The sequence below is a fragment of the Dialister histaminiformans genome (assembly GCF_900103425.1).
GTDB classification, from domain to species: domain Bacteria; phylum Bacillota; class Negativicutes; order Veillonellales; family Dialisteraceae; genus Allisonella; species Allisonella histaminiformans.
This window is the reverse complement of record NZ_FMXA01000013.1, coordinates 1-13244: the sequence shown is the minus strand read 5'-3', so window position 1 is coordinate 13244 and position 13244 is coordinate 1. Positions and strand designations below refer to the sequence as shown.

General features: G+C 45.7%; 15 protein-coding genes. 14 read left to right on the top strand and 1 reads right to left on the bottom strand.

The window, feature by feature from the left end; all coding sequences use genetic code 11:
• Positions 1-125 precede the first annotated feature (125 nt).
• The 10 genes from BLQ79_RS05565 (at position 126) to BLQ79_RS05520 (ending at position 8709) form a co-directional block, all read left to right on the top strand.
• Positions 126-533, top strand: a complete 408-nt coding sequence (locus tag BLQ79_RS05565; protein WP_091364653.1) for a PadR family transcriptional regulator — start codon at positions 126-128, stop codon at positions 531-533.
• Positions 534-677: 144 nt separating this feature from the next.
• Complete coding sequence (gene rpmF, locus BLQ79_RS05560; protein WP_091364650.1) at positions 678-863, top strand: 50S ribosomal protein L32; 186 nt, start codon at positions 678-680, stop codon at positions 861-863.
• 197 nt (positions 864-1060) lie between these two features.
• On the top strand, positions 1061-2041 hold the full coding sequence (locus BLQ79_RS05555; RefSeq protein WP_091364648.1) for an ABC transporter substrate-binding protein: 981 nt from the start codon (positions 1061-1063) through the stop codon (positions 2039-2041).
• Positions 2042-2189: 148 nt separating this feature from the next.
• Complete coding sequence (locus BLQ79_RS05550) at positions 2190-3068, top strand: ABC transporter permease (protein ID WP_091364647.1); 879 nt, start codon at positions 2190-2192, stop codon at positions 3066-3068.
• 4 nt (positions 3069-3072) lie between these two features.
• On the top strand, positions 3073-3867 hold the full coding sequence (locus BLQ79_RS05545; RefSeq protein WP_091364645.1) for an ABC transporter ATP-binding protein: 795 nt from the start codon (positions 3073-3075) through the stop codon (positions 3865-3867).
• Between the two features lie 199 nt (positions 3868-4066).
• On the top strand, positions 4067-4336 hold the full coding sequence (gene rpsO, locus BLQ79_RS05540) for a 30S ribosomal protein S15 (RefSeq protein ID WP_091364643.1): 270 nt from the start codon (positions 4067-4069) through the stop codon (positions 4334-4336).
• A gap of 132 nt (positions 4337-4468) precedes the next feature.
• Positions 4469-5416: a lactate/malate family dehydrogenase gene (locus BLQ79_RS05535; RefSeq protein ID WP_091364640.1), complete on the top strand. Its 948-nt coding sequence runs from the start codon at positions 4469-4471 to the stop codon at positions 5414-5416.
• A 215-nt stretch (positions 5417-5631) separates the two neighbouring features.
• Positions 5632-7722: a polyribonucleotide nucleotidyltransferase gene (locus tag BLQ79_RS05530; RefSeq protein ID WP_091364639.1), complete on the top strand. Its 2091-nt coding sequence runs from the start codon at positions 5632-5634 to the stop codon at positions 7720-7722.
• The gene (gene dut, locus BLQ79_RS05525) at positions 7719-8162 is read left to right on the top strand and encodes a dUTP diphosphatase (RefSeq protein ID WP_091364637.1); all 444 of its coding nucleotides are present in this window, start codon (positions 7719-7721) and stop codon (positions 8160-8162) included. The genes BLQ79_RS05530 and dut overlap by 4 nt, the downstream gene beginning before the upstream one ends.
• Position 8163: 1 nt before the next feature.
• Positions 8164-8709: an NUDIX hydrolase gene (locus BLQ79_RS05520; protein WP_091364635.1), complete on the top strand. Its 546-nt coding sequence runs from the start codon at positions 8164-8166 to the stop codon at positions 8707-8709.
• 134 nt (positions 8710-8843) lie between these two features.
• On the opposite strand, the gene BLQ79_RS05515 is transcribed toward BLQ79_RS05520, so the two are convergent.
• Complete coding sequence (locus BLQ79_RS05515; RefSeq protein WP_091364633.1) at positions 8844-9266, bottom strand: RrF2 family transcriptional regulator; 423 nt, start codon at positions 9264-9266, stop codon at positions 8844-8846.
• Between the two features lie 289 nt (positions 9267-9555).
• On the opposite strand from BLQ79_RS05515, the gene BLQ79_RS05510 reads away from it, so the two are divergent.
• From BLQ79_RS05510 to BLQ79_RS05495, 4 genes are all read left to right on the top strand, one after another.
• Entirely contained in the window at positions 9556-9912 is a 357-nt protein-coding gene (locus BLQ79_RS05510; protein ID WP_091364631.1) for a histidine triad nucleotide-binding protein, read from the top strand.
• A gap of 153 nt (positions 9913-10065) precedes the next feature.
• Entirely contained in the window at positions 10066-10242 is a 177-nt protein-coding gene (gene rpsU / locus BLQ79_RS05505) for a 30S ribosomal protein S21 (RefSeq protein WP_091364629.1), read from the top strand.
• 20 nt (positions 10243-10262) lie between these two features.
• Positions 10263-10715, top strand: a complete 453-nt coding sequence (locus BLQ79_RS05500) for a GatB/YqeY domain-containing protein (RefSeq protein ID WP_091364627.1) — start codon at positions 10263-10265, stop codon at positions 10713-10715.
• A gap of 145 nt (positions 10716-10860) precedes the next feature.
• Positions 10861-12759 (top strand): type I glutamate--ammonia ligase, encoded by a 1899-nt coding sequence (locus BLQ79_RS05495; RefSeq protein ID WP_091364626.1) that lies wholly within the window; start codon positions 10861-10863, stop codon positions 12757-12759.
• Positions 12760-13244 lie beyond the last annotated feature (485 nt).

Below are 13244 nucleotides of genomic sequence, written 5' to 3'. Positions count from 1 at the left end.
GGAGGAATTCAGGTATCAGAACCTTATTCCCATGTAAAATTATTGATGAAATTGTAAAAATACTCTATAATACAGGCAAAGCCTTCAGTTCAAAGTTTGGCATAAGTCAGAAAGGGTGATTCATCATGGCAGACTACAAAAAAGACGAGAAGGAAAAAGTAGCACCCTGGGTAGAAGACATTAATGAACTTGTTACCCGACGTCAGTGGAAAAGATTGCTTACAGCAACATTTGTACTGAAACTTCTTTCGGAATCCAACAGCTATGGAAATCGGCTGGAAAAAGATATATTTGCCAGAACACATAATACTTATAAGCCGAATCCCAATGAGCTCTATCCGGTTCTTCGGTTGCTGGAAGATAAGGGATTTGTAAAAAGCCAATGGGATTCTCCTGATAAACGAAGCAGAAGAATCTATACCATTACAACGCGTGGCAGGCAGGCTATACCCTATATGATAGAGCAGGTGCTTGGCTGGCTGAATGATTTTGATGCGTTGATCAGTACGGTTCGCGAAGAGTTTGCAGACTAACGCAGAAGGTTATTGACAAAAACTGCGCCACTTCGTATAATATTGAAGTTGATAATTTTCTTCGTGAGAACGATGAGTGGGGAGCGGTTACAGAATCGTGAACCGAAAATAACGGAGTAATCCGAGCGGTAAGGAGGTGCCGAAATGCCAAGTCCAAAGAGAAAAAATTCCAAGTCCCGTCGCGACAAGAGACGTGCTAACTGGAAGCTGACAGTCCCGGGACTGGTGGAATGTCCACAGTGCCACGCACTGAAGATGCCTCATAGGGTTTGCCCAGAATGCGGTTTCTATAAAGGAAAGTCCGTTGTAGCAGCTCACACAGCTGAATAATGAAGCATAGAAAATAGATGTGATTTTATCGCATCTATTTTTTAGTGCCTTCATTCAGGAGATGTCTCTTCTTTTTATGGCACTTCTGTGCTATAATACTCGCAATACATAAGAGTCTCTGCTAATCAGGTGCAAGTGAAGGGGCCGGCCTGAGCCGTGAAGCGGAGAATAATTGTAATTATGGGAGGAAAAGTAGAATGGTAGGAAATAAGTGGAAAAAGGTACTGGCAGCGGCCGTTGTGGGAACCATGATGGCAGGCTTCATTTCAGGCTGTGGTACCGATTCAGCACAGGGAAAGAAAAAAGTAGGAATTGTACAGATTGTACAGCATCCGGCCCTTGATGAAGCCAACAAGGGATTTGTAGCCGCACTGAATGAACGTGGTCTGGGCGATAAGGTAGAAATTGATCAGCAGAACGCGCAGGGGGATCAGTCAAATCTCAATTCGATTGCGTCTCGCTTTGTTTCCGGCAATGTAGATCTGATTTGCGCAATCTCTACGCCGGCAGCGCAGGCTATGGCCAATGCGACGGATACCATTCCGATTGTAGGGACAGCGATTACCAGCTATACCTCAGCTAAGCTTATGAATGATGAAGCTCATCCGGATAGCAATGTAACCGGTACATCAGACAGAGCGCCATTGGATAAACAGCTGGCATTGATTAAGGAAATCCAGCCGGATATTAAGACTCTTGGGGTTCTGTATAACTCCAGCGAAGCTAATTCCGTGGTTCAGGTTGCCGATCTGAAGAAGGCATGTAAGTCAATGGGAATCCAGGTTAAGGAACTCACTGTCAACAATGTAAATGATATTCAGCAGGTAGCTGAAGGCTTCCTTGGCAAGGTGGATGCGATTTACGTTCCAACAGACAATGTAGTGGCATCTTCCATACCGACTCTGATGTCTGTGGCTGACAGAGGCCATATTCCTGTATATGGCGCAGAAGTGGGGCATGTAAAGAATGGAGCTTTCGCTTCGGAATCTATCAGCTTCTATGATATTGGGCATAGGGCTGGCGAGATGGCAGCGGACATTCTGGAAGGGAAGAAGGAAGTCAAGGATCTTCCTGTAGAGGGTGCACCTGTCACACATCTGTATATTAACAAGGCCGAAATGGATAAGCTGGGAATCAAAGTTCCGCAGTCCGTTCTTGACAGAGCTAAGTTAATCTGAGTATAGCCGCTGGTCCTGTGCAAATGAAAAACAGACTGCGCGGCTGGTTATACTGAGGGTATCAGGAACTTCCGGACGTTATACGGAAGTTCCTTTTTTTACAGGGAAAAGGGCGATTCAGACCCTTTTTCATTCTGGGGGTATATAAATGGATCTGGCGATTTCTACAGGGGCACAGGGGCTTATGTGGGCTATCCTGTCCCTGGGGGTATTTCTTTCCTTTCGAATTCTGGATGTTCCGGATATGACATGTGAAGGGAGCTTCCCTCTCGGGGGAGCTATAGCGGCTACCATGGTGGTGGCCGGAGTGTCTCCGTGGCTGGCCATTGTGGCAGCAGTTATCGGTGGCATGGTGGCAGGTGCGGTTACAGGTATTCTGTATACAAAGCTTAAGATTCCCGCAATCCTGGCAGGAATTCTGACTATGATTGCACTGTATTCCATCAATCTGCATATTATGGGTAAGGCGAATGTATCCCTGCTCCGCACAGATACGATTTTCCGACTGGCTTCCCGGTTTCTGGACTGTGGAAGTTCCGTTGCGGCTCTGGTAGTATCTGGTGGATTGATTCTTGTACTGGTGCTGTGGGTATACTGGTTTTTCGGCACAGAACTAGGCATGTGCATCCGCGCTACCGGATTTAATGTGCATATGATGAGAGCGCAGGGGGTAAATACAGACACCATGACTATTCTGGGACTGCTGCTCAGCAACGGTCTTATTAGTGCCTGTGGCGCTGTAGTGGCACAGAATAACGGATTCGCAGATGTAGGCATGGGGATTGGTACGCTGGTTATCGGCCTTGCGTCTATCATTATCGGTGAAGTGGTGCTGAATGCGACCTCCTTTAAGACATCCCTTATTGCGGTTATGGTTGGTTCTGTGATTTACCGGGTTATCATTGCTGTGGTTCTTTACATGGGCATGGAACCGAATGACTTAAAGCTCTTTACTGCCGTTGTGGTAGTATTGGCACTGTCTATGCCGCTGATTAAGACGCATATCGCTGCGGGAAAGGAAGGTTGAGGTTATGCTGAAAGTAACAGATGTTAAAAAGACCTTCTTTAAGGGCACAGTGAATGAAAAGAAAGCGATTCGGGGAATTTCACTGACAATGAATGATGGGGATTTCTGCACGGTTATCGGAAGTAATGGCGCAGGAAAGAGTACACTGCTTAACCTGATTGCAGGCGCACTTATCCCGGATGAGGGACTGATTGAAATTGATGGCAAGGATGTTACCAGAATGCCTGAATACAAACGGGCTAAATATATCGGCCGCGTTTTCCAGGATCCGATGAAGGGGACAGCAGCAGGGATGCAGCTTCAGGAAAATCTGATGCTGGCTGACCGGCGCGGACTTTGCCACAGACTCCGCTGGGCATTTACACCGAGCAGAGAACAGTATTATCAGAACCTGGTAGCCCGACTGGGACTTGGACTGGAAAACCGGATGACGGCGAGAATCGGTCTGTTTTCCGGCGGACAGCGCCAGGCGGTAACGCTGCTTATGGCCACCATGCGCCGCCCGGAAGTTCTTCTGCTGGATGAACCTACGGCTGCGCTGGATCCGAAAACAGCGGAGACCGTACTTAATCTGGTCAATCAGATTGTTACGGAACAGAAGCTGACGACCCTTATGATTACTCATAATATGAGAGACGCCCTTCGACTGGGAAACCGTCTGATTATGATGAATGATGGGAAAATCATTGCAGATTATAATGCGGAACAGAAAAAAGAGCTGACAATAGATATGCTTCTCAGAAAATTTGAAGAAGTAACTGATGATGTGAGCGACCGCATGATGCTTGGCGGGAAATAATCACAGGCGGAGCCGATGCCGCTGCTGTCTGAGGAATGACGGGTTTTACAGAATATCAGTAAAACGACAGAATTTTCCGGGAACACTTGAAAAAAACAGAGGCGGCATGTATAATCTAAAAGGTTGAACTGTACCTGAGTTAAACGAATCTCCAACGTTGACCCAGATATGGCTATTTATATTTCAGGAGGAAAAGATTATGTTAACAGCTGAACAGAAAAAAGAAATCATGACCGCTTATGCAGTACATCCAGGTGACACAGGCTCTCCGGAAGTACAGATTGCTATGCTTTCCAAGAGAATTGCTCTTCTGACCGAACATCTGAAGTCCCACAAGAAGGATCATCATTCCCGTCGTGGCCTGCTCAAGATGGTTGGCCGTCGTAGAAACCTTCTCGCATACCTGCAGAAGAAGGATATTAACCGTTACAGAGCTCTCGGCGAAAAGCTTGGTCTGCGCATTAAGTAATTATAAAAAAGAGATGAGGATTTTATTCCCATCTCTTTTTTTGCTAATATAATATCTCAGGCGATCTGTTTATGTGCATGTTTTTTCAGGTGAGGTTGTGCTTTAGCACAGGTAAAACAACAGGAGGCAGCTATGCATAAAAGAATTTTGGGAATTATTGGGGCAGGACATGTTGGATCACACATTGCGTATGCAGCCGGAATGCTGGATGCTGCGGATATTGTCAAAATATGCGATATTAATGAAATCGCTGCGGCCAGCCAGGTTCAGGACCTGAATGATGCAGTGAAATTCATGCCGGGGAAAGTGCATTATGAAAGTGCAGGATATCCGGAACTGGGGGATTGTGGAATAATCATCAATACCGCAGGAAAGACGAGCATGAGCGCAGAAAACCGGGATAATGAACTGATTTTTACAGCCCGACTGATTATCTCCTGTATGGAAAAGGTCCAGGCCAGCGGTTTCTCCGGGGTGTTTATCAATGTGGCCAATCCCTGTGATGTAATTACTCAGGTTATATCGGAATCAGGCATTCTGCCGGAAGGACATGTGTTTGGTACAGGAACCAGCCTGGATTCTGCCCGATTGACCGATTATCTTTCCCAGCTTACCGGACTGGATCATAACTCCTTCGACGGACTTGTCATGGGGGAACATGGCGACAGCCAGATGATTCCCTGGTCACATATCGATTTTATGGGACAGCCTTTTGAAAAGGCTGCCAGAGAATTTGGTATCCATATAGACCGGGAACAGGCCAGAAAGCATATTCTGGATACAGCCAGAAGAATCTATAAGGGAAAAGGCTGTACAGAATTTGGTATCGGCGCAGTAGCCGCATCCATTGCCCGGGCCGTATTTGCTGATGATAAGAAAATCTTTATGCTCAGCGCACCGCTTCACGGGGAATATGGACATACAGGAATATGTGCAGGTGTTCCTGCGGTAGTAGGTCAGAACGGCATTGAGAAAGTACTGGAATATGACCTCACAGAAGAAGAAAGAGAACAGTTTAATCAGAGTTGTGAGAAGATTCGCCAGGGCGTCAGCAGAGCCCATGAGCTGATGAAGGAATAATCATATAAAGGAGGTTGAACCGGTTGAAATGCCGGACAGCCTTCTTTTTTATGCGTATTTTGTTTTATGGGCAAAGGGCCGCGCAGAGGCAGATAAAGTCACCTGGATCTGTTTTATCCCCAGGACATGGCAGGGATCTGTAAAGTGTATTTTATCCATATACTCGTGGTATAATGAAACAATATGATAAAAGTGGTATATAGGAGGAACATGGAATGTTCAAAACATTTGAAATGGAGCTGGCCGGCCGTAAACTGGTAATTGAAACCGGCAAAATGGCAAAACAGGCAAGCGGAGCAGTTCTGGTCAGATACGGGGATACAGTGGTACTGGTCACTTCTACAATCAGCAAGGAAGCCAGAGAAGGAACCGACTTCTTCCCCCTTACAGTGGATTATGAAGAAAAAATGTATGCGGTGGGGAAGATGCCGGGAGGATTCCTCAGAAGAGAAGGTCGTCCGGGAAACTCTGCCATTTTAAATGCACGCCTCATTGACCGTCCTATTCGTCCGTTGTTTGATAAGAGATGCAGACATGACGTTCATGTAGTAGCTACTGTACTGTCTGTTGAACAGGATAATGCGCCTGAATTGTGCGGAATGCTGGGGGCATCCGCTTCTCTGGCTATTTCCAATATTCCATGGGATGGACCAATTGCCGGCGTCCGTGTAGGCTGTGTAGATGGCCAGTATGTCATCAACCCAACACAGGAACAGCTGGCGGCTTCTTCCATGAACATAACGGTTGCCGGTTCTGAAACGGCAATCCTCATGGTGGAAGGCGGCGCAAAAGAAGTTCCGGAAGAACAGGTCCTTGATGCCATTATGTTTGGCCATGAGGCCATTAAGAAACTGGTTGCCTTCCAGAAGCAGATTGTTGCGGAAGCAGGAAAACCAAAGATGGAACTGGTATTCCCGGAAATTCCGGCAGATATCGAACAGGCGATTCATGATTACGCTGCCGGTCCGCTTAAGGATGCTATTTTTAATCCAGATAAGCTGACACGTGAAGCACATATGGCAGAAGTCCGGAAGGAAGCGGAAGAACACTTTAAGGAAATTTATCCGGACAATGCAGCCGATGTGGACGCATGCCTTGATCATCTGACAAAGTCCATTGTCAGACATATGATTTCCGTAGATAAGATTCGTCCGGATGGACGTGCATTGGATGAAATCCGTCCAATTACCTGCGAAGTAGGACTTCTTCCAAGGGTTCATGGTTCAGCCCTGTTCACCCGTGGACAGACACAGGCGCTGACCATTACAACTCTGGCACCGATGTCTGAAACACAGATTATCGATGATCTGACAACCATAAAAGAAAAGAGATATATCCATCAGTATAATTTCCCGTCATACAGTGTAGGGGAAACCAAGGGGTCCCGTGGTCCTGGACGCCGTGAAATCGGTCATGGCGCTCTGGCAGAAAGAGCCCTGGTTCCGGTAATCCCATCGGTAGAAGAATTCCCTTATGCCATCCGTGTGGTTTCTGAAATTCTTGAATCCAATGGCTCTTCTTCCCAGGCGTCCGTATGCGGAAGCACACTGTCCCTCATGAACGCAGGTGTTCCGATTAAGGCTCCGGTAGCCGGTATTGCTATGGGTCTGGTTAAGGAAGGAGAACATTTTACTATTCTGACCGATATCCAGGGCATGGAAGACGCCCTTGGCGATATGGATTTCAAGGTAGCGGGCACAGCAAAAGGCGTTACCGCCATTCAGATGGATATCAAGATTCACGGACTTTCCCGTGATATTCTCCTGTCCGCGCTTCAGCAGGCCAGAAAGGGCCGTCTGTTCATCCTCGGCAAGATGGCGGCATGCATTGATAAGCCGGCAGACCATCTGTCCAAGTATGCTCCGAAGATTATTACCATGACCATACCGGTAGACAAGATTCGTGATGTCATCGGTACCGGCGGTAAGACCATCAATAAGATTATTGCGGAAACCGGTGTCAAGATGGACATTGAAGAAGATGGACGCGTATATATTGCGTCGGAAGATGAATCGGCTGCGCAGCAGGCCAGAAAGATTGTGGAAAGCCTGACTCATGAAGTGAAGGTAGGAGAAACCTATCTCGGCAAAGTAACCCGGCTGATGAAGTTTGGCGCCTTTGTGGAAATCCTTCCGGGTAAGGAAGGTCTGGTTCATGTTTCTCAGCTGGCAATGCACAGAGTGGAAAAACCGGAAGATGTAGTGCATGAAGGGGATGAGATTATGGTCAAGGTCATTGAAATCGATGACAAGGGCCGTATCAATCTGTCCAGAAAAGCATTGCTCATGGAGAATAATAAAAGATGACAAGAGGATTTGAAGTTGTATCGGCCTTTGCCGGACAGGATATCCATCTGCCGGTAAGAAAAACAGAAAAAAGCGCAGGGTATGATATAGAAAGTGCTGCCGATGTGGATCTGCTGCCAGGTAAAGTGACGGTAATTCCTACTGGAGTAAAAGCATATATGGGGGCAGGAGAGTATCTCAGCATCCATATTCGTTCCAGTATGGGAATCAAACATGGTATTATGCTGGCGAACAGTACCGGAATCATTGACGCGGATTATTACAATAATCCGGATAATGAAGGCCATATTATGGTAGCCCTGCTGAATATGACGGATAAAGTATTCCATGTAAATAAAGGGGATCGCATTGCTCAAGGGATTTTTACCGCTTACCTGAAAGCTGACGATGATAACGCTTCCGGCAAACGGGAAGGTGGAATCGGAAGTACAGGGTCGTAATATGAGTATAGTGAAGGAAAAGCGTATCAGCAGAAAAACTGTCTTTGAGGGACATCTGATAAAGGTGTATACAGATGAAGCGGACCTGGCCGGCAGGCGGGTACATCGGGAAGTGGTACTCCATCAGGAGGCCAGCGCCATCATTCCAATCGATAAGGATGGAAATGTCCTGTTTGTAGAGCAGTATCGGTATCCTGTGGATAAGGTGCTTCTTGAAATTCCGGCAGGCAAGGTGGACCCGGGGGAAGATGGGCTGACCTGCGCCCGTCGGGAACTGGAAGAAGAAACTGGGTATACCGGTGAGCTGATACATTTAGGAGATGTATATACTACACCTGGATTCTGCAATGAGCTGATTCACCTGTATCTGGCGGAGAATCTGGTGCATACCCATCAGCATCTGGATGAAGGTGAATTCCTTAATGTGGTAGCCATACCTCTGAAAAAAGTGTTCGAGGACATCAGAGAAGGGCATATTCACGATGCCAAAACTCTGTCTGCTTTTGCTATTGCCGGAGAACGGTTGAAAAGATTGGCAGATAAGTAGGCGGAATGGGTATCGTTATATGAATCAGTAAAAAAGGACTGTGAAAAAATGAGAACGATCATTTTTTCACAGTCCTTTTCAGGTTGGTTTTCAGGTTGGCGGAATAACTACATGGATAGCAGATTATCAGCAGGCTATTGTTTTGCCGGTGTGACCAGCAAATCGTATATGGAAAAATTGCTTAGTGTATCCTGCAGATGGGATTCCATGACTTCCAGATGATTATGCACATTGCAGAAGTTGCAGTTCTTTTCTCTGTAAGGGCAGGAAAAGCCGGGAACCGTACATGCGGAAACCGGACGTACCGCATCAATGGCCGCCATTACATCATAAAGTGAAAAATCATGGGGGTCCTTGATAAGCACGCATCCACCGCTTACTCCGCGTTTGATAGCAATTATATCTTTGCGGGACAGCTTTTTGGCAATCTTATATACGAAATTCTGAGGAATACACTGACTGTCGCAGATTTCCTTGATGGTCAGGCGATTGGATTTTGCTTCAAAAAGCGCGCGAATTAAACGTATTGCATAATCCGTTTCTCTGGTGATTAACATATCTCTTATTCTCCATATGAAAGTTGTCAATGCATGAGGAAAATGAAATTTAAATTTATGATAATTATAGTCCGATTTTATTCATTTCTCAACTATTTTTATCAAATTTGACCTTTAAAAGATAAAAAACAAATTAACGGGGGAAACATAGAATAAGATAAATGCGAACGCAAATGTGTTATAATTAACAACAGGAACATCATAAGCATGTTTCAGCATACGGCATCTGCAGATTTCTGAAAACGTATGGAATGCCGTCAGTATATAATTGCGCAAGGGAGGAATCAATATGGAAGATTGTTTATTCTGCAAGATTGCAGCAGGAGAAATTCCAAGTACAAAGGTTTATGAAGATGACCACTGGTTTGCGTTCAGGGATATTAACCCGTCAGCACCTGTTCATGTGCTGCTCATTCCGCGCCAGCATGTAAAGAACATTCTTGCACTTACCGATGAAACCAATAAGAATTTTTCCGACTTTTTCCTGGTAGTAAAGAAGATTGCTGAACAGGAAGGACTGGGAGATAATGGATTCCGTCTGGTAATCAATACCGGGGCGGAAGCAGGACAGACCGTATTCCATTTCCATGCGCATATCATAGGCGGAAAAGCTATGGGCTGGCCGCCATTCCCGGAAGATAAATAAGCGGAAAATACAGGCAGTTCATGTTTTATCTTCCGCAGCCTATAAAAAACTTTGATGGATTTTCAATTCATCAATTGACACGTAGGGAACAATAAATTATAATCAGATAGTGTGCATTAGCACCCCATCGTCTTATTGGGAGGGAGGGATAACATGTCTGAAATTAAGGTCAGAAAGGGCGAATCTTTGGAAAGCGCTCTTCGCAGATTTAAACGTTCCTGCCAAAAGGCCGGGGTTCTTTCTGAAGTAAGAAAGCGTGAACATTACGAAAAGCCAAGCGTAAGACGTAAGTTGAAGTCTGAAGCAGCAAGAAAACGTAAGTTCAAGTAATCAGTAATCGGGTGATTAGATTGTCAATTAAGGAACAGCTTATGGCGGATATGAAATCGGCCATGAAAGCTAAGGCAGAAGGCAAACTGGCTCTGAATGTAATCCGCATGGCGCGGGCACATATCAGACAGGCTGAGATTGATAATGGTCATCAGAATTTCAATGATGACCAGGTCATTACCGTTCTGCGCAAAGAAGTAAAGCAGCGTAAGGAAACTCTCGCTGAACTTGCTGATTCAGGCAGAGATGATCTGATTAATCAGACCAATGCTGAAATCGCTGTATTACAGAAATACCTCCCGGCTGAACTCTCTGAAGAAGAGATCAGGAAGGTTGTGCAGGAAACTTTGAATGCTATACCGGAAGAACAGCGTAACATGGGTTTCGCTATGAAATCCTGTATGGCAAAGCTTAAGGGCAAGGCGGATGGTAAGGTAATCAGTACCATTGTACGTGAATTACTTGCTAAATAGTCTGTAATTAAGCTTGACAAGTAAATACGGATAACGTATACTTAGTCCATAAGTTAATAATTCTGTCAAAGATGACTCATTCACATTAGTGGATGAGTCATTTTTATTTATCTGGAACTAGATTCCAATCACTTAGGAGGATATCATGGCTGACGAGTTACTCTATTACATTCCTGCTGGGCAGTATGGAAAAGAGGGGGTCTTATCCCTCCTTGCACAGCATCCTGAAATTAAATTTGTATCTGTTGTAGGTATCGATCTGGCCGGCAATGATACAGATGAAAAGATCCCGATTCGTATTTTCAAGGAAAACTATGATGATTTCTTTGCTGGCAGAGCCGTACAGACCGATGGCTCCTCGGTAGTGCTTATGAACATTGCCACACTCAATGATGCCAGAGTGGATATGGTAACTGACAGCAGCGTAAACTGGTACATTGATTATAATTATGAAAACCTGGATGAAGAAACAGGACTTCCGACTGGTACTCTCCGTATTCCTGCATTCCTTCTTCACAATGACAGATTCGTGGATTCCAGAGCTATTCTTAAAAAATCATGTGACTATGTAGCGGCTGAACTTAAGAAGCTGCTCACCACCCATCCGGTAAAGGGAATGGAAAATGTACCATTCCATGAAATCCAGGATATTATATTTACCACCGGTACTGAACTGGAATTCTGGGTAAAGACACCAAGTGAAAAACATTCTGTTCCGAATCTTTCCATTTCTCAGAAGTTACAGGAACAGTATTGGCAGAGAATGCGCGGTAATGTTCGTACAGCCATGGAACAGACCGTAGATGCTCTCGAAAAACGTGGAATGCTCGTTGAAATGGGGCATAAGGAAGTTGGCGGAATTAAGCCGCATGTAGATGACAATGGACATATTGTAGACGTAGCAGAACAGCTGGAACTTGACTGGAGATTCAGTGATAACCCGCTGCAGGCTGGTGACAATGAACTGGAAGCCCGCATTGTGGTTCGCGAAATTTTCCGTAAGAATGGTCTTGATGTTTCCTTCCGCGCTAAGCCGATTATCGGCGTTGCGGGGAGTGGTGAACATACCCATGTAGGTATAGTAGCCCGTCTTAAGAACGGCAAGACAATCAATCTGTTGGCACCGGAAGATATGAAGGCGGATTTCCTGTCCACCATCGGTTATGGGTTTATTATGGGGATTCTGAAGAATTATGAAGCAACCAACCCATTTGTTTCCTCTACCACGGATGCATTTAACCGTCTGAAGCCAGGCTTTGAAGCTCCCGTATGTATCGTAACCTCTCTGGGTCACACTCCGGATGTTCCATCCAGAAACAGAACCATCCTGATTGGTCTGATTCGCGATATTGATAATCCGAAGGCTACTCGCTTTGAACTCAGAGCGCCCAATCCGTTCACCAACACCTATCTGGCAGCTTCCTGCCTGTATCTCACCGCACTGGACGGAATCCGTTATGCGGTAACCTCCGGTAAGACCCCGGCTGAACTTCTGGCTGAACTCTCCAAGAAGCCGGAAGATAAAGCAGATTACCTGGAAGAAGGCAGAGCTTATCGTTGTGAAGAAAATGTATTCGAAGACTTCACAGATGAAGAACGTGATGCTGAATTCGGTAAACCGCCGGCAACTGTCTGGGAAAACGTCAAGATTATGCGTGCTAACCCGGATAAGGTTAAGGTGCTGACTGCAGGGGATACCCTGACTGCGGATATCGTTGACTCCTTCGTAGCTTCTATCCTTTATCGCTGGTCCAATGAACTGGAAGACCGCATCATTCCGGCAGTAGAGGCAAAACTCCGCCTCTTCAAGCATCTTGAAGATGATGACGATCTGGACAAGAAGCGTTGGAAAGCTATCAAGGCTGTCCGTATCGAACTGGGTAAGGACAAGGAAGGCAAGAAGTCCATCTGCACCCGACTGAAGGATGCACTGGAAGCCAGAGATTATGACACAGCTTCTGCGCTCCAGCTGGAAATGACAAGAAAGATTGAAGCATTGGAAGTTGCTTACAGAGAATACAGAAATAATATTCTGGATGACTAAAATGCCGTAAGGCAGAGAATGCCTCGTTATGTCTGATAAATGTTCAGGCATAACGGGGCATTTTTTTATCTGAAATTTTCTGAGGGGAGTAGGGAAAAGAAACCGCATAATTGCCGTTACAGGCGAAAAGGATTGGCTTTATCCATGCCAAAACGTGTCTGAGCAGTCAGAAAGAGTCACTATGAAGAGAGTCTTTCAGGATATGCTGACAGAATAACCTATAGGCTCATGGCTGGTTATCCATGCGGGAAGAGCAGGTAAGGGAAAGGGGGCGGGTATGGACATGTCTTCTGTCCCAGGTGGTAAGATCTGGCTCATGGCAGGGGCTGGCCGTATGTCTGGCGATAAAAGAGGGATGGCCACATTCTGATTATAAGAGAAGGATGATTTTAGGGTTATAGGACAAAAAGTGTGTTTTTAGTCCCAGTAAAAACTAATATCAAAATCAGTTTTATGAAGTTCTCCCCAAACAACAGCGTCTCCCC

What these genes read in the sequence shown, in the direction of transcription:
- BLQ79_RS05565 (WP_091364653.1), top strand. Translation starts at nt 126, where the DNA reads ATGGCAGACTACAAAAAAGACGAGAAGGAAAAAGTAGCACCCTGGGTA.
- rpmF (WP_091364650.1), top strand. Translation starts at nt 678, where the DNA reads ATGCCAAGTCCAAAGAGAAAAAATTCCAAGTCCCGTCGCGACAAGAGA.
- BLQ79_RS05555 (WP_091364648.1), top strand. Translation starts at nt 1,061, where the DNA reads ATGGTAGGAAATAAGTGGAAAAAGGTACTGGCAGCGGCCGTTGTGGGA.
- BLQ79_RS05550 (WP_091364647.1), top strand. Translation starts at nt 2,190, where the DNA reads ATGGATCTGGCGATTTCTACAGGGGCACAGGGGCTTATGTGGGCTATC.
- BLQ79_RS05545 (WP_091364645.1), top strand. Translation starts at nt 3,073, where the DNA reads ATGCTGAAAGTAACAGATGTTAAAAAGACCTTCTTTAAGGGCACAGTG.
- rpsO (WP_091364643.1), top strand. Translation starts at nt 4,067, where the DNA reads ATGTTAACAGCTGAACAGAAAAAAGAAATCATGACCGCTTATGCAGTA.
- BLQ79_RS05535 (WP_091364640.1), top strand. Translation starts at nt 4,469, where the DNA reads ATGCATAAAAGAATTTTGGGAATTATTGGGGCAGGACATGTTGGATCA.
- BLQ79_RS05530 (WP_091364639.1), top strand. Translation starts at nt 5,632, where the DNA reads ATGTTCAAAACATTTGAAATGGAGCTGGCCGGCCGTAAACTGGTAATT.
- dut (WP_091364637.1), top strand. Translation starts at nt 7,719, where the DNA reads ATGACAAGAGGATTTGAAGTTGTATCGGCCTTTGCCGGACAGGATATC.
- BLQ79_RS05520 (WP_091364635.1), top strand. Translation starts at nt 8,164, where the DNA reads ATGAGTATAGTGAAGGAAAAGCGTATCAGCAGAAAAACTGTCTTTGAG.
- BLQ79_RS05515 (WP_091364633.1), bottom strand. Translation starts at nt 9,266, where the DNA reads ATGTTAATCACCAGAGAAACGGATTATGCAATACGTTTAATTCGCGCG.
- BLQ79_RS05510 (WP_091364631.1), top strand. Translation starts at nt 9,556, where the DNA reads ATGGAAGATTGTTTATTCTGCAAGATTGCAGCAGGAGAAATTCCAAGT.
- rpsU (WP_091364629.1), top strand. Translation starts at nt 10,066, where the DNA reads ATGTCTGAAATTAAGGTCAGAAAGGGCGAATCTTTGGAAAGCGCTCTT.
- BLQ79_RS05495 (WP_091364626.1), top strand. Translation starts at nt 10,861, where the DNA reads ATGGCTGACGAGTTACTCTATTACATTCCTGCTGGGCAGTATGGAAAA.